We start from the raw sequence: 17206 nt of genomic DNA, 5'->3' as shown, positions 1-17206 counted from the left end.
CCCTCATCCGACGCGGACTTCGTCCGCGCCACCTTCTCCCACAAGGGGAGAAGGAAGACGCCGCATCACAAGATTGACTCCCCTCAATTTAGTTATATCCTATAACTATTATCACCAGGATCGCTTTTCATGGCCGACGCTGCTTCCATCACCCCGTCCTTGCTCGCGCTGAACACCAGCGGACGGGTGCTGACCATCGGCCTCAACCGGCCGGCGAAGCGCAATGCGCTGAACGATGGCATCATTCTCGAACTCGAGCGCACCTTCGCGACGCTGCCGGAGGCGATCGGCGCGGTGGTGATCCACGGCGTCGGCGCGCATTTCTCGGCCGGCCTCGACCTCTCCGAATTGTCGGAACGCGACGCGACCGCCGGGCTGATGCATTCGCGGATGTGGCACCGCGTGTTCGACGGCATCGAGCGCGCCCGCGTGCCGGTGATTGCTGCCCTGCAGGGCGCGGTGATCGGTGGCGGGCTGGAGCTCGCCTGCGCCTGCCATATCCGGGTCGCCGATCCCTCCGCCTATTACGCGCTGCCGGAAGGCAGCCGTGGCATCTTTGTCGGCGGCGGCGGGTCGGTGCGGCTGCCGCGGCTGGTCGGTGTCGCGCGGATGGCGGACATGATGCTGACCGGTCGGGTGTACAATGCCACCGAGGGCGTGCCGCTCGGTTTCTCGCAGTATCTTACCGACGCCGGCGGCGCACTGGCCAAGGCGATCGAACTCGCCGAGCGCGTCGCGCAGAATGCGCCGATGACCAATTTCGCGGTGCTGCAGGCGCTGCCGCTGATCGCCGAGGCCAGCCCGCAGACCGGGCTGATGCTGGAAGCGCTGATGGCCAGCGTGGCGCAGAGCGACCAGGAGGCCAAGAACCGGATCCGCGACTTCCTCGATCGCAAGACAGGAAAAGTGCAGCCCGGCTGATCGTTCTTCGAAACAATAATAAACAGGGTCGAAACAACATGTCTGCAACAGCCGCAAAAGGCGATCAGACCAAACGGGCGGAAACCGCGCATCCGCTGCGCCCGATCTCGTTCGGCGATCCCACCGTCACCATCGAGCGTCACCACGACGGCACCATCTACCTGCGCCCGGTGACGCCGATCGGCGAATACCCCGACCGCATCACGGACTATCTGACCCACTGGGCCGCCGAGGCGCCGGAGCGCGTGTTCATGGCGGAGCGCGCCGAGAATGGCAGCTGGCGTGAAGTCAGCTACGCCCAGATGCTCGACGCCGCCCGTCGCATCGCCTCGGCGCTGCTGGCGCGCGGACTGTCGCCGGACAGGCCGATCCTGGTGCTGTCCGGCAATTCGGTCGATCACGCGCTGATCGCCTTCGGCGCGCTGTATGCCGGAATTCCCTATGCGCCGGTGTCGCCGGCCTATTCGCTGGTCTCGAAGGATTTCGGCAAGCTCAAATATGTCATCGGGCTGCTGACGCCCGGCCTGGTCTATGTCGATGATGCCGATGCCTTTGCTGATGCGATCCGCCTCAACGTGCCTGCCGATACCGAAATCGTCGTCTCGCGCGGCGCGTTGCCGGACCGCCCCGTCACCATGCTCAGCGATCTCCTCGCGACGCCGGAGGCCGCCGGTCTGGACGCCGCGCATGACGCCATCGGTCCCGATACGATCGCCAAATTCCTGCTCACCTCGGGCTCGACCGGCAATCCCAAGGCGGTCATCAACACCCAGCGCATGCTGTGCGCCAATCAGATCATGCTGCGCGATACGCTGGCCTTCCTGAAAGACGAGCCGCCGGTGATCATCGACTGGCTGCCGTGGAATCACACCTTCGGCGGCAATCACAACATCGGCCTGACGCTGGTCAACGGCGGCTCGATGTATCTCGACGAGGGCAAGCCGACGCCGTCCGGCATCGACGCGACTGTCCGCAACCTTCGCGAGATTTCGCCGACGGTATATTTCAACGTCCCCAAGGGCTACGAGACGCTGCTGCCCTATCTGCGCGACGACGACGCATTGCGCGAAAAATTCTTTGGCCGCCTGCATGCGATGTTCTTCAGCGGTGCGGGCCTGTCGCCGCACGTCTGGGACAGCCTGGACGATCTCTCGGTGCGGACCACCGGCACGCGGGTGCCGATGCTGACCGGGCTCGGCGCCACCGAGACCGCGCCGTTCTTTATGTCGGTGACCCCCGCGACCAGCCGGTCCGGCCATGTTGGCCTGCCGGTGCCCGGCAACGACGCCAAGCTGGTGCCGAACAACGGCAAGCTGGAAGTCCGCGCCCGCGGCCCGAACATCACGCCGGGCTACTGGCGCCAGCCGGATCTGACGGCGAAGGCGTTCGACGAGGAGGGCTACTACATCTTCGGCGACGCGCTGAAGCCGGTCGATATCGACGATTTCAGCAAGGGCTTTGATTTCGACGGCCGGCTGTCGGAGGATTTCAAGCTGGGTTCCGGAACCTGGGTCAGCGTCGGCCCGCTGCGCGCGCGTTTCATCGGCACCTGCGCGCCTCTGGTCCGCGATGTCGTCATCGCCGGCATCAACCGCGACGAATTGTCCGCGCTGGTGATCCTCGATCTCGACGGCTGCCGGCTGATCAACCCGACGCTGCCGCTCAACGACCTGGCCGCTGCTTCTGCTGATCCGCTGATCCGCGATGCCTTCCGTGACCGGCTGATCATGTTTCTAGCCGGCGCCACGGGCTCTTCGACCCGGATTTCCCGTGCCGTGCTGCTCGACACGCCGCTGTCGATCGACCGCGGTGAAGTCACCGACAAGGGCTCGGTGAACCAGCGCGCCGTGCTGGAGCATCGCGCCGCGCTGATCGAGGCGATCTATGCGGGGACTGAGGAAGCGAAGGCGATTACTATTTGACGGGGGTAGCTGACTTTACCGTCATGCTGACCTAAAGAAGGGGCTGCTCGGACGTTCGAACTACCTTAAAACACCGCCACAAAAACAAGACCATCAGGGAGAGAGTTCAATGACCAGACATCGTTTGGCGATTGCGGCTGTGGCCGCCTCGCTGGCCTTCGCGGGATCTGCACTGGCGCAGACCGCCGAGGTCACCATCGGCTTCACCACCTCCACCACCGGCCCCGCGGCCGCCCTCGGCATTCCCGAGCGCAACGCGCTGGAATTCGTGCCGAAGGAAATCGGCGGCACGGCGCTGAAGGTGATCGTGCTCGATGACGGCGGCGATCCGACCGCGGCGACCACCAATGCGCGGCGCTTCGTCACGGAGTCCAAGGTCGACATCATCATGGGCTCGGCCGTGACGCCGACCAGCATCGCGGTGTCGAATGTCGCCAACGAGGCCGGCATTCCGCACTTCGCGCTGTCGCCGCTGCCGATCACGCCGGAGCGCGCCAAATGGTCGGTCGCAATGCCGCAGCCGGTGCCGATCGTCGGCAAGGTGATGTACGACCATATGAAATCCAAGGGCGTGAAGACCCTCGGCTATATCGGCTATTCCGACAGCTACGGCGATTTGTGGTTCGGCGACCTGAAGAACCAGGCCGTGCCGATGGGCATCAACATCGTTGCCGAAGAACGCTTCGCGCGACCGGATACGTCGGTGACCGGCCAGGTGCTGAAGCTGCTCGCCGCCAATCCCGATGCCATCCTGGTCGGCGCCTCCGGCACCGCCGCGGCGCTGCCGCAGACCGAGCTGCGCGACAAGGGCTACAAGGGCCTGATCTACCAGACCCACGGCGCGGCCTCGATGGACTTCATCCGCATCGCCGGCAAGGCCGCCGAGGGCGTGCTGATGGCGTCCGGTCCGGTGATGAACCCGGAAGGCCAGCCGGATTCGGCGCTGACCAAGAAGCCCGGCCTCGCGTTGAACACGGCCTATGAGGCCAAGTATGGCCCGAACAGCCGCAGCCAGTTCGCCGGGCACTCCTACGACGCCTTCGAGATCCTGAAGCGCGTCATCCCCGTGGCCATGAAGACCGCCAAGCCCGGCACGCCGGAATTCCGCGAGGCCGTCCGCCAGGCGCTGCTGTCCGAGAAGGAAATAGCCGCGACGCAGGGCGTCTACAACTTCACGGAAAAGGATCGCTACGGCCTCGACGACCGTGCCCGAATCCTGCTGACGGTGAAGGATGGCAAGTACGTCCCGGCGAACTAACGCCGTCTGTAGCCCGGATGAAGTCATCGCCGCGCGATGACGTAATCCGGGGCTCACAGTCATGGGGAGGGGCCGGTCCCGGATTGTCATCCGGGCTACGCCAACACCATGTGCCCGCCACCCCGGCAGGATGAAAAGGTGGGCACGGCGCAACAGCGCCTTTGCCCACCCTGCATAACCGAGTAAAAGAGCCGGCCTTCGCCAAGAGGGCCGGCTTTTCGACTCTGCGCGCGTCGTCCCGCAGTTGCAACCTGCGCGACAGCGCTTACGGAGAGAACCCATGTCCAAGCTTCACCTCGCTGCCGTCCTCGCGGCGTCGCTGGCCGTTGCCGCGCCCGCCTGGGCGCAGACCCCCGAGATCACCATCGGCCTCAGCCTGTCCACCACCGGCCCCGCCGCGGCCCTCGGCGTGCCGGAGCGCAACGTGCTGGAATTCGTGCCCAAGGAAATCGGCGGCGTGCCCTTGAAGCTGATCGTGCTGGACGATGGTGGCGACCCGGCCGCCGCCACCACCAATGCACGCCGCTTTGTCACCGAATCCAAGGCCGACGTGATGATCGGCTCCTCGATCGTGCCGTCGTCGATCGCGATGTCCACCGTCGCCAACGAAGCCGGCATTCCGCATTTCAGTCTGTCGCCGATGCCGTTCACGCCGGCGCGCGAAAAGTGGTCGGTCGACATGCCGCAGCCGGTCGCGATCGTCGGCAAGGTCATGTACGACCACATGAAGGCCAAGGGCGTGAAGACGCTCGGCTATATCGGCTACTCGGATTCCTATGGCGACCTGTGGTTCAACGACTTCAAGGAGCAGACCGGCGCGATGGGCATGAAGATCGTCGATGACGAGCGCTTCGCGCGCCCCGACACCTCGATCACCGGCCAGGCCTTGAAGCTGATCTCCGCCAATCCCGACGCGATTCTGGTCGGTGCGGCCGGCGCCGGCGCCGGGATGCCGCAATCCGAACTGCGCGACCGCGGCTACAAGGGGCTGATCTACCAGACCCATGGCGCCGCCGTGATCGACTTCATCCGCATCGCCGGCAAGTCCGCCGAGGGCGTGCTGATGGCGTCCGGCCCGGTGATGTATCCGGAATGCCAGCCGGATTCGGCGCTGACCAAGAAGCCGGGCCTCGTGCTCAACGCCGCCTATGAAGCCAAGTACGGCGCCAACAGCCGCAACCAGTTCGCCGGTCACGCTTACGATGCCTTCGAGCTGCTGAAGCGCGTGATTCCGTTGGCGCTGAAGACCGCCAAGCCCGGCACGCCGGAATTCCGCGAGGCCATTCGCCAGGCACTGCTGTCCGAGAATGAAATGGCCGCGACGCAGGGCGTCTACAACTTCACGGAGAAAGATCGCAACGGCGTCGATGACCGCTCGCGCATGCTGTTGACCGTCAAGAACGGCAAGTACGTTCCGGCGGAGTAGTTTTCACTGTCATTCCGGGGCGCGGGCGGCGATAGCTGAACGCGAACCCGGAATCCCGAGATGTTTTGCGCTGAACATGTCGAGGTTCCCCGCCGATCCAATTGGATCGGCTGAGGTTCGCTCGCGCTGATGCGCTCGCGCCCCGGAACGAAAACCACATCAAATCACGCCGGCACCTTCGTGCTGAAATCCCAGATAGCTCGCGACCACGCGCTGGTTGCTGGCGATATCGCTCGCAGCACCATTCAGGATGAACTCGCCGAGCTCCATCACATAGGCGCGGTCCGCGATCTTCAGCGCGGCCTGGGCGTTCTGCTCGACCAGCAGCACGGCGACGCCGGCGGCTTTCAACTCGGCGACGATGCGGAAAATATCAGCCACGATAATCGGCGCGAGGCCGAGGCTCGGCTCGTCCAGCATCAGGAGTTTTGGCGCGCCCATCAGCGCGCGGCCCATCGCCAGCATCTGCTGTTCGCCGCCGGATAGCGTGCCGGCGAGCTGTTTGCGGCGTTCCTTCAATCGCGGAAACAGGCTGTAGACGCGCTCGAACGACCGCGCCGCCGTCACCTTGTCGATGCGGAAGGCGCCGAGCTGCAGATTGTCTTCGACATTCATGGTGGCGAACAGCTCGCGATGTTCCGGCACCAAGCAAAGCCCCGCGGCGACGCGATCCTCGATATCGAGCGTCGATACGTCTGCGCCCTCGAACATCACGCCGCCCTTGAGCGGCAGGATGCCCATCACGGCGTTGAGCAGCGTGGTCTTGCCGGCGCCGTTGGCCCCGATGATGGTGACGATCTCGCCGCTGCGGACTTCGAGATCGACGGCGCGCACGGCCTCGACCTTGCCGTAGGCGACATGAGCCCCGGTGACGGAGAGCAAGACACTCATGCGACCGCTCCGAGATAGGCCTTGATGACGGCAGGATTGGACTTGATCGCGGCCGGGGTGCCTTCGGCGATCTTGGTGCCGAAATCCAGCACGACGATGCGGTCGGCGAGGTCCATGACGAAGCCCATGTCGTGTTCGACCAGCAGCACCGACATGCCGCCGTCACGCAGGGTGCGGAGCAGGGCGGCGAGCTGCTGCTTCTCCATGTGGCGCAGGCCGGCGGCGGGCTCGTCGAGCAGCAGCAGTTGCGGATCGACGCAAAGCGCGCGGGCGATCTCGACGATGCGCTGCTGGCCCAGCGACAGCGAGCCTGCGAGCTGGTCGATCTGGTCGGCGAGCCCGACGCGCGCGATCTGTCGCGCGGCCTCGGCCAGCAGTTTTGCTTCGTCGGCGCGGTCGAGCCGCAGCATGCTGGCGATCGCCCCGCTGCGGCCGCGCAGATGCGCGCCGAGCGCGACATTTTCCAGCACGGTCATGTCCGGCACCAGCTTGACGTGCTGGAAGGTGCGGGCGATGCCGCGCCGGACGATGTCCTGCGGCGGCGCGCCATCGACGCTGCGGCCGCGCACGGAAATGGCGCCGGAAGTCGATGTCAGCACGCCGGTGATGAGGTTGAAGGTCGTGCTCTTGCCGGCGCCGTTGGGGCCGATCAGCGCCACGATCTCGCGTGCCGTCACGTCGAACGAGACGTCGTTGACGGCGATCACGCCGCCGAACTCCTTGCGGGCTTTGTCCACCTGCAGCAGCACGCCGGCTTCGGCCTCAAGTGCCAGCTTCGGCGGCGGCTCCGTCGCGATGTCCGGCTGCTTGCGCGCAGCCTTGAACGGCAACAGCGACGTCAGCCATGGCCACATCCCGGTCGGTGCGAATTGCAGCAGCGCGACCAGCAGGATGCCGAACACGATGGTCTCGAGCTGGCCGCTGCCGCCGAACAAAAGCGGCAGGTAGCTCTGCAGCGCTTCCTTGAGGATCACGACGATGGCGGCGCCCAGCACGCCGCCCCAGACATAGCCGGCGCCGCCGACCACGGCGATGAACAGATATTCGATGCCGGCCTGCGGTCCGAACGGCGTCGGATTGGCCGCGCGCTGGAAATGCGCGTAGAGCCAGCCGGACAGGCCGGCAAGGACGGCGGCATAGATGAAGACCAATAGCTTGGCACGCGCCGTCTGCACGCCAAAAGCTTCGGCGGCGACATGGCCGCGGCGCAGCGCGCGGATGGCGCGGCCGGTGCGGGAGTCCAGCAGGTTCATCGACAGCAGCGCGCAGACGATCACCGCGATCCAGATCGGGAAATAGATCGTGCCGGGGTCGAGCATCTTCAGCGTGCCGATCGACAGCGGCGGGATGCCGGAGATGCCGTCGTTGCGGCCGAGAAATTCCAGCTTGCTGAACAAATAGAACAGGCTGATGCCCCAGGCGATAGTACCGAGGGGCAGGTAGTGGCCGGAGAGCCGCACGGTGATCAGGCCGAGGAACACCGCGACGCCGCCGCTGACCAGCAGCGACAGCGGCAGCGTCAGCCAAGGCGACAGGCCATAGGTGGTGGTCAGCACGGCCGTGGTGTAGGCGCCGAAGCCGCAGAACGCGGCCTGGCCGAACGAGGTGAGACCGCCGACGCCGGTCAGGATCACCAGCCCCATCGCCACCAGCGCGGCCAGGCCGATATTGTCCAGGAGCACGATCCAGAACGGCGGCATGCCGGGAATGAACGGGATCACTGCCATCACGGCCGCGAACAGCAGGATCGGAAGGAGACGCTGGTTCATTGCGCTCAATCCTTTTCTTCTTCGACCGCGGGTGCTGCCAGCGAGCGCAGCACCAGCACCGGCAGGATCAGCGTGAAGACGATGACCTCCTTGAAGTTGCTGGCATAGAACGACGAGAACGCCTCGACGACACCGACCACGATCGCCGCCACTGCGGTGAGAGGATAGCTGACCAGACCGCCGATGATCGCCGCGATGAAGCCTTTCAGGCCGATCAGGAATCCGGTGTCGTAATACAGCGTGGTGATCGGGATGATCAGGATGCCGGAGATCGCGCCGATCACCGAGGCCAGCAGGAAGGCGATCTGGCCGGAGAGCGAGGTGCGGATGCCGACCAGACGGGCACCGAGCCGGTTGACCGCGGTGGCGCGCAGCGCCTTGCCATACAGCGTGAAGCCGAAGAACAGCCAGAGGCCGACGATTAAAGCGATGGTGATGGCATAGACCGCGATGCTCTGCCCGGTGAAACGCAGCGGGCCGAGCGTCAGCACGGCGCTGGAAAGCGCCGGCGCGCGCTGGCCCTCGGCGCCGAAGAAGACGAGGCCAAAGCCCTGCAGCGCGAGATGGCAGCCGACTGAGGCGATCAGCAGCACCAGCACGGAGGCGTGCGCGATCGGCTGAAAGGCGATGCGGTAGAGATACAGGCCGATCGCGGCGACGATGGCGAGCGACAGCGCGATGTTGACGGCGACGCCGGCCTGGTGGCCCGCCAGCGCCAGCGTCGCGCCCCAGATGGCCAGCGGCAGCGCGACATTGATGGCGAAGCTGCGCAGCACGCGGGCTGCATGCAGCGATTTGCGGGCGGTGAAGAGGTCGAAGCCGAACGCCACCACGCCCATCGCGACCGCCAGCCGGATCGTGCCCGGCACCTGGCCGGCCGACAGGCTGGCATAGGTCAGCGCGCCAAAGGTGATGAACTCTCCCTGCGGGATCAGGATCACCCGAGTCACTGCGAACACCAGCACCAGCGCCAGGCCGAGCAGCGCGTAAATCGCGCCGTTGGTTATGCCGTCCTGCAACAGGAACAGCAAAATGGTCGTGTTCAAGGCCGGTCGCTCCCCACCCGTGTCGTGTGTGCCGCGGTTTACACAGCCACACGACGATCAGCAACGGCAGTTGAAACCCGCCGTATATTTAGTATGGTTTATAACGATTATCGATCATAACCTCAAGGCTTGCGAGCTTTGCCGGGGGCTGCTCCCGGATACAATTGCGGAATCGACCATGGCTGCGACCAAAATCCACACGCGCGAGCAGGCGAAGCCGCTGCCGGTCGAGCCGGTGTCGGAGCCCGCCCCGCTGCAGATGGGTGAACTGTCCGAACTGCTCGGCTATGCGCTGAAGCGCGCGCAGCTCAAGGTGTTCGAGGACTTCCTGCGCTGCATGGCGCCGCTGCAACTGACCCCGGCGCAGTTTTCGGTGCTGCTGCTGCTCGACAACAACCCCGGCCGCAACCAGACCGAAATTGCCAATACGCTGGGGATCCTGCGGCCTAACTTCGTCGCGATGCTCGATGCCTTGGAAAGCCGTGACCTCTTGACGCGGATGCGCTCGCCGAGCGATCGCCGCTCCCATGTCCTGATGCTGACCGACAAGGGCCGGACGACGCTGACGCGGGCCCGCAAGCTGGTGGCGACGCGCCATGAATCGCGGCTGATCGAACTGCTCGGCCCGGGCGACCAGGCAGCATTGCTGGCGATGCTGGCGAAGATCGCGGCGGAGTTTTAAATCCCACTGTCGTTCCGGGATGCGGCCGCCGGCGAAGCCGGTTGGCGCAGACCCGGAACCTTGCAATGTTCATCGTCCCATTTCGAGATTCCCCGCCCCTCCAATTGGAGTGGCTGGGGTTCGCTCGCAGTTCGCGCTGCTCGCGCCCCGAAATGACCGCGTTCTCTTATTGCCCTCCTACCACGCGCGGCTTCGCTGCACGCGGGGGAGAGGGAAGCCAGACTATCCGCCGGTGGCGCCGCCGCCGACTTCGCCGTCGAGCACGTCGCCGAACAGCACCCAGCGCTCGCCCTCGAATTTCATCAGTTGCAACTGCTCGATCGGCGAGAAATCCTTGTCGCTCGTCTTGATCAGAACGCCCGGCAGCAGGCCGGTCTGCTGGATGCCCTTCAGGCTGGCGGCCTGCTTCATCACATTGGCGCGGGTAAGGTCATCGCCACACTGCTTGAGCAGGATCACCATGGTTTCGGCGATGTTGTAGCCGGTCATCGCCGAGCTATCGGCGCGGTTGATGTCTGGCGCGTATTTGTCGAGGAAGGCGTGATAGGCCTTCATGCCCGAATCGTCCTTCCACTGCGGATCGGTGGCGTCCTTGGCGTAGGCGGCGGAGATCACGCCTTGCGCGTTCTCGTAGCCGGCGGGCTTCATCACCGCGCCGATCGAGGCGGAGACATTGGGCACGATCTGGAAAGGCTTCCAGCCGAGCTCGGCGATCTTCTTGATGCTCTGCGCGGCGAATTTCGGCGTCGCGAAGGAAACCACCACGTCGGGGTTCAGCGACTTGATCTTGACGATGTGGGAATCCACCGTCGGTTCCGTCAGCTCGTAGCTTTCCTCGATCACGATCGAGGACGCCTTATCGCCGAGCCCATCCTTCAGGCCCTTCAGATAATCCTTGCCGAAATCATCGTTCTGGTAGAGCACGGCGATTTTCGCGCCGGGCTTTTCCTTCATCAGATATTTGGCGTAGATGCGGCCCTCGCTCTGGTAGCTCGGCAGCCAGCCCATCGTCCACGGAAAGTTCTTCGGGTCGTTCCACTTGGTGGCGCCGGTGGCGAGAAACAGCTGCGGCACTTTCTTGCCGTTGAGGTATTTATGGATGGCGGTGTTGGATGCGGTGCCCAGCGCGCTGAACATCAGAAGCACTTCGTCGCTCTCGACCAGCTTGCGGGTCTGCTCAACCGATTTAGGCGGGCTGTAGGCGTCGTCATAGGAGATGTAGTTGATCTTGCGGCCGTTGATGCCGCCCTGTTCGTTGATCATCTTGAAGTAGGCGGACTGCGCCTTGCCGACGACGCCATAGGCGGAAGCCGGGCCGCTATAGGGCACGATGTTGCCGAGCTTGATTTCGGTGTCAGAGGCGCCGGTGTCGTATTTCTTCTGCGCAAGCGCGGGGCCAGCGATGGCCAACATGAGGGCAGCGGCCGACATCGGCATAAGCCGGGCGTAACGGGCAGACATTCGGTTTCCTTCCCGTGAGTCCGCAGCGGCGAGGCGGCGGCTCATCTTCTTGGTTGAACTTCGATGCTTTTGCATCTGCGAACTGTTCTATCGCGTTCGCAGCATGGCCTCAAATCAAAAAGCCCTCCGCTGGATGGCGGAGGGCCGTTTGCTGTCAAGTTCCGTCAAACGGAATGAAGCATCAGCCGCCGACGTCGGAACTGATGATCTCGCCGAACAGATCCCATTTCTCGCCCTTGAAGCGCATCAGCTGCAACTGGCTGACCGGCGCAAAGTCGGTGGCCGAGGTATTGATCTTGATGCCGGGCAGCAGCATTTCGGTGCGGAAGTCCTTCAGGCTGGCCGCCTGCTTCATCACATTCTCCCGGGTGAGGTTATCGCCGCATTGCCGCAGCACCTGCACCAGGGTCTGGGCCGCGCCGTAGCCGACCACCACGCTGCCATCGAGCTTGTTGCCTTCCGGAAAGTCCTTCTCCAGGAAAGCCAGGAAGGTCTTCATGCCGGGGTCGTTGTCCCATTGCGGGTCCGACACGTCTTTCAGATAGGCGGCAGAGATGATGCCCTGACCGTTCTCGAAGCCGGCGGGCTTCATCACGCTGCCGACCGACGCCGAGACGTTGTTGAGATAGTGCAGCGGCTTCCAGCCGATCTCGGCGGCCTTCTTGATCGCCTGCGCCGCGAATTTCGGCGTGGTGATGTTAACGAAGACATCGGCGTTCAGCGATTTCAGCTTGACGATATGGCTGTCGATGGTCGGCTCCGAGGTCTCATAGCTTTCCTCGATGATGATCATCGACGACGCCTTGGCGCCAAGGCCGTCCTTCAGCCCTTTCAGATAGTCCTTGCCGTAATCGTCATTCTGATAGAGCACGGCGATCTTGGCGGCCGGCTTTTCCTTCAGAAGATACTTTGCGAAGATCTGCGTTTCGGACTGGTAGCTCGGCTGCCAGCCCATCGTCCACGGGAAGTTCTTCGGATCGTTCCACTTGGTAGCGCCGGTGGCGACGAACAGTTGCGGCACCTTCTTGCCGTTCATGTATTTGTGGATCGCCGAGTTCGATGGCGTTCCCAGTGGATTGAACACGACAAGCACTTCGTCCAGTTCCACCAGCTTGCGCGCCTGCTCGACGGTCTTCGGCGGGCTGTAGGCGTCATCGTAGGAGATAAAGGTGATCTTGCGGCCGTTGATGCCGCCTTCGGCATTGATCTTCTTGAAGTAGGCCTCTTCGGTCTTGCCGATCACGCCATAGGCCGAGGCCGGCCCGCTATACGGCATGATGTTGCCGATCTTGATTTCGGTATCGCTGGCGCCGGTATCGTATTTCTTTTGCGCCAGCGCCCCCGTCGTCGCGGCGGCGAGCAAAGCGAAGGCAGCCGGCAGAGTAGCCAGATGCAGATGCAACTTGGGCATTCCATGTCTCCCTGATGATAGCGTTGTGTCGTGTCGTTTGACCGGAGTTCTGCGACCCCTGCTTCCATTGAACACCGGTCGCGCGCCTTCAGCAAGAAAAAGCCCCCGCGACGCCGTCACGGGGGCTTTGTGCGACGAGCGCGGTGCGCTGCCCGGTTGCTATTGCGTGACGTCGCCACTGATGGTTTCGCCGAACCGTTCCCATCGCTCGCCCTTGAAGCGCTGCATTTGCAGTTGCGAGATAGGCGCGAAGTCGGTCGCCGAGGTATTGATCCGGATACCGGGCAGCAGGGTATCGACTTCGAAGTCCTTCAGGCTGGCCGCCTGCTTCATCACATTGGCGCGGGTCAGGTCGTCGCCGCACATTTCCAGGACCTTGACCAGCGTCTGGGCCGCGCCGTAGCCGTAGATGTGGTTGCTGTCGGAGCGGTTGGCGTCCGGCATGTATTTGTTGAGGAAGGCCGACCACCGCTTCATGCCGGCGTCGTCGTTCCACTGCGCGTCGGTGCCGTCCTTGGCGTAGGCTGCCGACAGCACGCCCTGGCCGTTCTCGAAGCCTGCGGGCTGCATCACGCTACCGACATTCACCGAAACGTTGGCGACCATGTGCAGCGGCTTCCAGCCGAGTTCGGCGATCTTCCTGATGGTCTGGGCGGCAAATTTCGGTGTGACGAAACTGATCAGGACGTCCGGGTTCTGTGCCTTGATCTTGACGATGTGGGTGTCGACGGTCGGCTCGGCGATCTCGTAGCTCTCTTCGACGATGATCATCGCGCCCTTGCTGCCGAGCCCGTCCTTGAGGCCCTTGAGGTAGTCCTTGCCGAAATCGTCGTTCTGGTAAAGCACCGCAATACGGGCGTCCGGCTTCTCCTTGATCAGCCATTTCGCGTAGATCTGCGCCTCGGACTGGTAGCTCGGCTGCCAGCCCATCGTCCACGGGAAGTTCTTCGGGTCGTTCCATTTGGTCGCGCCGGTGGCAACGAACAGTTGCGGCACTTTCTTGCCGTTGAGATATTTATGGATCGCGGTGTTGGACGGCGTACCGAGCGGTCCGAACACTAGCAGCACTTCGTCGCTCTCCACCAGCTTGCGTACCTGCTCGACCGCCTTCGGCGGGCTATAGCCATCGTCGTACGAAATGAAGCTGATCTTGCGGCCGTTGACGCCGCCTTTCTCGTTGATCATCCTGAAATAGGCGGCCTCGGTCTTGCCGATCATGCCGTAGGCGGATGCCGGTCCGCTGTAAGGGATGATGTTACCAATCTTGATCTCGGTATCGGTGGCGCCGATGTCGTATTTTTTCTGGGCGAGTGCGCTGCCGCAAAGCACGACGCTGAGGGCAACGGCAGACACGGCCGCAATTGCACGCAATGGCATGGGCATTCGTCAGCTCCCTGATATTTTCGACGGCCGTTGTGGCCTTGCCGCGATTAAATACCTTTCGCAGGAGATCATCAAGAAGAAGCGCTGGGTCACACAAGCACGCGGAGGTGGTCGGGGGGACGGAGAAGGAGGCAGTCTCGCCTACAGCATTACTCCGCCAGACGTCCGTCGAGCACCGGGCCGAACATCTGCCAGCTCTCGCCGGTGAAGCGCATCATCTGCAACTGCTCGATCGGATAGAAATCGGTTGCCGAGGTGTTGAGCCTGACGCCGGGCAGTACCGTGTCGGGGACGAAGTCGACCAGGCTGGCCGCCTGCTTCATGATGTTGTCGCGCGTCAGCGTATCGCCGGCCTGCGTGAGCACCTGCACCATCGTCTGTGCTGCGCCATAGCCATAGATCACGGAAATGTCGCTGCGGCTGACGTCCGGCGCATATTTGGCGAGGAAGCTGGCGTAGCGCTGCATGCCCTCGTCCGTGTTCCACTGCGGATCGGCGCCGTCCTTGGCGTAATAGGCCGAGATGACGCCCTGTGCATTGTCGAAGCCGGCGGGCTTCATCACCGTGGCCACCGATGCACTTGCATAGCTCTGGATGTAGAGTGGCTTCCAGCCGAGTTCGGCGACCTTGCGCAGGCTCTGCACGGCGGATTTCGGCGTGGTCACGCTGATGAAAGTATCGGCGCCGCTGGCCTTCAGATTGATGATGCGGGAATCGACGGTCGGTTCGGTGACCTCGTAGCCCTCGGCGGCGACGATCATCGCGGCCTTGTCGCCGAGTCCGTCTTTGAGGCCCTTCAACAGTTCCTTGCCGAGGTCGTCGTTCTGGTACAGCACAGCGATCTTCGCATCGGGCTTTTCGGCCAGCAGGTATTTGGCGTAGATGCGACCCTCGCTCTGGTACGGCGGCTGGAAAGCCATCGTCCACGGGTAATCGCGCTGGTTGCCGAAGCCGCTGGCGCCGGCGGCGACGAACAATTGCGGCACGCGCTTGCCGTTGAGATAGCGCTGGATCGCAGCATTGGACGGCGTGCCGAGCGGGCCGAATACCGCCAGCACCTCGTCGCTCTCCACCAGTCTGCGGGCCTGCTCGACCGCCTTGGCGGGGTTGTAGGCGTCGTCATAGGAGATGAACTCGATCTTGCGGCCATGGATGCCGCCCTGGTCGTTAATCATGCGGAAATAGGCCGCCTCGATGCGGCCGGCGACGCTATAGGCGGAGGCCGGGCCGCTATAGGGCATGATGTTGCCGATCCTGATCGTGGTGTCGGAGGCGCCGGGGTCGTAGCGCGGCTCGGCACGGGCGGCGACGCAGGCGATGAGGAAGGCGGCAGCGACCGGCAGGGCAGCGGCGCGGGAAAGCAGGGCGGGCATGGCAGTCCTTGAAGCGGGCGGGGGGTCGAAGATCGAGCCGACCCAACACGTTTCACACCGCCGCATCAACAATAAGGCCCCGCAGCAGGAGCAGCGGGGCCTTGGGTTCAGCTGTCATTCCGGGGCGCGAGCGCCTCAGCGCGAGCGAACCTCAGACACTCCAATTGGAGTGGCGGGGATCCCGACATGGGACGATGAACATTCCGAGGTTCCGGGTTCGCGTTCGGCTCACGCCGCCCGCGCCCCGGAACGACAGTTTGTTGTCACCCGCCGATCTTGCCCTGGTATACCGGGCCGAACAGTTCCCAGGTCTCGCCCTTGAAGCGCTGCATCTGCAATTGCTCGATCGGGTAGAAGTCGGTCGCCGTGGTGGTGATGGTGACGCCCGGCAGCAGCGTGTCGGGAGTGAACGCCTTCAGGTTGGCTGCTTCCTTCATGATGTTCTCGCGGGTCAGGTTGTCGCCGGCCTGCTTGAGCACCTGGACGATGGTTTGCGCCTGGCCGTAGCCGTACACCACCGAGCCGTCATTGCGGTCCATGGTCGGGGCATATTTGGCGAGGAAGGCGTAGAATTTCTTCATGCCCTCGTCATTGTCCCACTTCGGATCGGAGCCGTCCTTGGCGTAGTGCGCGGACAGTATGTCCTGCGAGTTGGCGTAGCCGGCCGGCTTCATCACGCTGCCGACCGAGGAGCCGACGTTGCTCTGGATGAACATCGGCTTCCAGCCGAGCTCGGCGACCTTCTTGATCGCTTGCGCGGCAAATTTCGGGGTGGTGAAGCTGACGAACGTGTCGGCTCCCGCCGCCTTGAGCTTGATGACGTGCGAGTCGATGGTCGGCTCCGACACTTCGTAGCTTTCCTCGGCGACGATCATCGACGCCTTGGCGCCAAGGCCGTCCTTGAGGCCTTTCAGCATGTCCTTGCCGAAGTCGTCGTTCTGGTACATCACGCCGATCTTGGCATCGGGCTTCTCCCGCAGCAAATAGGCCGCGTGAATTCGCGACTCGCTCTGGTACGCCGGCTGCCAGCCCATCGTCCACGGAAAGTCCTTGAACTCGCCGAACTTGGTGGCTCCGGTGGCAACGAATAGCTGCGGCACCTTCTTGGCGTTCATGTATTTCTGGATCGCGGTGTTCGACGGCGTGCCGAGCGCGCTGGCGATGAACAGAACCTCATCTGACTCTACCAGCTTGCGCGCCTGCTCGACGGCCTTCGGCGGCGAGTAGCCGTCGTCATAGGTGATGTAGGTGATCTTGCGGCCATTGATGCCGCCCTGTTCGTTGATCATCTTGAAGTAGGCTTCTTCGGTCTTGCCGATCACGCCATAGGCGGAAGCAGGCCCGCTATACGGCATGATGTTGCCGATCTTGATCTCGGTATCGGAGGCGCCGGTGTCGTACTTCTTCTGGGCAAAGGCGACGCTGCCGGTGGCGGCAAACGCGAAGGTCGCGGCGACGGTCAGGGCCACGCGCGAACGATTGGCAGGCATTTCGAAACTCCCATGAGTGCTACCTGAAAAGCGTCGTGATTTTCAGTGCCGGATTTTTTATCCGCCCTTACCTAATACGTTTTCGACTCCGGCAGCAAGAAAAAGCCCCCTGCGACGTTAGTCGCAAGGGGCTGAGATGTTAGGCACTTTTGTTGTTGTGACTCTGTTATTCC

The 17206-nt window shown here is 63.4% G+C and carries 13 protein-coding genes; 5 read left to right on the top strand and 8 right to left on the bottom strand.

Annotated features, from left to right (window positions below):
- Positions 1-129 precede the first annotated feature (129 nt).
- The 4 genes from FIU28_RS22110 to FIU28_RS22095 all read left to right on the top strand — a co-directional run bounded on the left by FIU28_RS22110 (position 130) and on the right by FIU28_RS22095 (position 5527).
- On the top strand, positions 130-921 hold the full coding sequence (locus FIU28_RS22110) for a crotonase/enoyl-CoA hydratase family protein (RefSeq protein WP_143575262.1): 792 nt from the start codon (positions 130-132) through the stop codon (positions 919-921).
- Between the two features lie 38 nt (positions 922-959).
- Positions 960-2843 carry a feruloyl-CoA synthase gene (locus FIU28_RS22105; RefSeq protein WP_168203013.1) on the top strand — a complete coding sequence of 628 codons (1884 nt, stop codon included), beginning with the start codon at positions 960-962 and terminating at the stop codon, positions 2841-2843.
- Positions 2844-2952: 109 nt separating this feature from the next.
- Positions 2953-4101 (top strand): ABC transporter substrate-binding protein, encoded by a 1149-nt coding sequence (locus FIU28_RS22100; protein ID WP_143575261.1) that lies wholly within the window; start codon positions 2953-2955, stop codon positions 4099-4101.
- Between the two features lie 280 nt (positions 4102-4381).
- Positions 4382-5527, top strand: coding sequence for an ABC transporter substrate-binding protein (locus FIU28_RS22095; RefSeq protein WP_143575260.1), 1146 nt, complete (start codon positions 4382-4384; stop codon positions 5525-5527).
- 159 nt (positions 5528-5686) lie between these two features.
- On the opposite strand, the gene FIU28_RS22090 is transcribed toward FIU28_RS22095, so the two are convergent.
- Genes FIU28_RS22090 through FIU28_RS22080 form a run of 3 tightly spaced genes read right to left on the bottom strand, consistent with a single transcriptional unit; the run spans position 5687 to position 9233 of the window.
- Positions 5687-6418, bottom strand: coding sequence for an ABC transporter ATP-binding protein (locus FIU28_RS22090; RefSeq protein WP_143575259.1), 732 nt, complete (start codon positions 6416-6418; stop codon positions 5687-5689).
- Complete coding sequence (locus tag FIU28_RS22085) at positions 6415-8187, bottom strand: branched-chain amino acid ABC transporter ATP-binding protein/permease (protein ID WP_143575258.1); 1773 nt, start codon at positions 8185-8187, stop codon at positions 6415-6417. Before FIU28_RS22085 ends, FIU28_RS22090 begins: the two co-directional genes overlap by 4 nt.
- 5 nt (positions 8188-8192) lie before the next feature.
- Positions 8193-9233 carry a branched-chain amino acid ABC transporter permease gene (locus FIU28_RS22080; protein WP_168204696.1) on the bottom strand — a complete coding sequence of 347 codons (1041 nt, stop codon included), beginning with the start codon at positions 9231-9233 and terminating at the stop codon, positions 8193-8195.
- 178 nt (positions 9234-9411) lie between these two features.
- Here FIU28_RS22080 and FIU28_RS22075 point away from each other — a divergent pair, with 178 nt between their 5' ends.
- Positions 9412-9915, top strand: coding sequence for a MarR family winged helix-turn-helix transcriptional regulator (locus FIU28_RS22075; protein WP_143575257.1), 504 nt, complete (start codon positions 9412-9414; stop codon positions 9913-9915).
- A gap of 222 nt (positions 9916-10137) precedes the next feature.
- Here FIU28_RS22075 and FIU28_RS22070 read toward each other — a convergent pair whose 3' ends face one another.
- The 5 genes from FIU28_RS22070 to FIU28_RS22050 form a co-directional block, all read right to left on the bottom strand.
- Positions 10138-11376 carry an ABC transporter substrate-binding protein gene (locus FIU28_RS22070; protein ID WP_143575256.1) on the bottom strand — a complete coding sequence of 413 codons (1239 nt, stop codon included), beginning with the start codon at positions 11374-11376 and terminating at the stop codon, positions 10138-10140.
- Between the two features lie 181 nt (positions 11377-11557).
- Positions 11558-12787 carry an ABC transporter substrate-binding protein gene (locus FIU28_RS22065; RefSeq protein WP_143575255.1) on the bottom strand — a complete coding sequence of 410 codons (1230 nt, stop codon included), beginning with the start codon at positions 12785-12787 and terminating at the stop codon, positions 11558-11560.
- A 159-nt stretch (positions 12788-12946) separates the two neighbouring features.
- Positions 12947-14164, bottom strand: a complete 1218-nt coding sequence (locus FIU28_RS22060) for an ABC transporter substrate-binding protein (protein WP_246661602.1) — start codon at positions 14162-14164, stop codon at positions 12947-12949.
- A gap of 155 nt (positions 14165-14319) precedes the next feature.
- Positions 14320-15543, bottom strand: coding sequence for an ABC transporter substrate-binding protein (locus FIU28_RS22055; RefSeq protein WP_143575253.1), 1224 nt, complete (start codon positions 15541-15543; stop codon positions 14320-14322).
- A gap of 263 nt (positions 15544-15806) precedes the next feature.
- A complete protein-coding gene (locus FIU28_RS22050) occupies positions 15807-17033 on the bottom strand; it encodes an ABC transporter substrate-binding protein (protein WP_143575252.1) in 1227 nt (408 codons plus the stop codon).
- Positions 17034-17206: the final 173 nt, after the last annotated feature.

It is taken from the genome of Tardiphaga sp. vice154, assembly GCF_007018645.1.
Lineage (GTDB): Bacteria > Pseudomonadota > Alphaproteobacteria > Rhizobiales > Xanthobacteraceae > Tardiphaga.
Note: the sequence above shows the minus strand (reverse complement) of the source record. Positions and strands in the feature narration are given on the sequence as shown.

Excerpts from the sequence above, each read along its gene's own strand:
- FIU28_RS22110 (WP_143575262.1), top strand. The coding sequence starts at position 130 with ATGGCCGACGCTGCTTCCATCACCCCGTCCTTGCTCGCGCTGAACACC.
- FIU28_RS22105 (WP_168203013.1), top strand. The coding sequence starts at position 960 with ATGTCTGCAACAGCCGCAAAAGGCGATCAGACCAAACGGGCGGAAACC.
- FIU28_RS22100 (WP_143575261.1), top strand. The coding sequence starts at position 2,953 with ATGACCAGACATCGTTTGGCGATTGCGGCTGTGGCCGCCTCGCTGGCC.
- FIU28_RS22095 (WP_143575260.1), top strand. The coding sequence starts at position 4,382 with ATGTCCAAGCTTCACCTCGCTGCCGTCCTCGCGGCGTCGCTGGCCGTT.
- FIU28_RS22090 (WP_143575259.1), bottom strand. The coding sequence starts at position 6,418 with ATGAGTGTCTTGCTCTCCGTCACCGGGGCTCATGTCGCCTACGGCAAG.
- FIU28_RS22085 (WP_143575258.1), bottom strand. The coding sequence starts at position 8,187 with ATGAACCAGCGTCTCCTTCCGATCCTGCTGTTCGCGGCCGTGATGGCA.
- FIU28_RS22075 (WP_143575257.1), top strand. The coding sequence starts at position 9,412 with ATGGCTGCGACCAAAATCCACACGCGCGAGCAGGCGAAGCCGCTGCCG.
- FIU28_RS22070 (WP_143575256.1), bottom strand. The coding sequence starts at position 11,376 with ATGTCTGCCCGTTACGCCCGGCTTATGCCGATGTCGGCCGCTGCCCTC.
- FIU28_RS22065 (WP_143575255.1), bottom strand. The coding sequence starts at position 12,787 with ATGCCCAAGTTGCATCTGCATCTGGCTACTCTGCCGGCTGCCTTCGCT.
- FIU28_RS22060 (WP_246661602.1), bottom strand. The coding sequence starts at position 14,164 with ATGCCATTGCGTGCAATTGCGGCCGTGTCTGCCGTTGCCCTCAGCGTC.
- FIU28_RS22055 (WP_143575253.1), bottom strand. The coding sequence starts at position 15,543 with ATGCCCGCCCTGCTTTCCCGCGCCGCTGCCCTGCCGGTCGCTGCCGCC.
- FIU28_RS22050 (WP_143575252.1), bottom strand. The coding sequence starts at position 17,033 with ATGCCTGCCAATCGTTCGCGCGTGGCCCTGACCGTCGCCGCGACCTTC.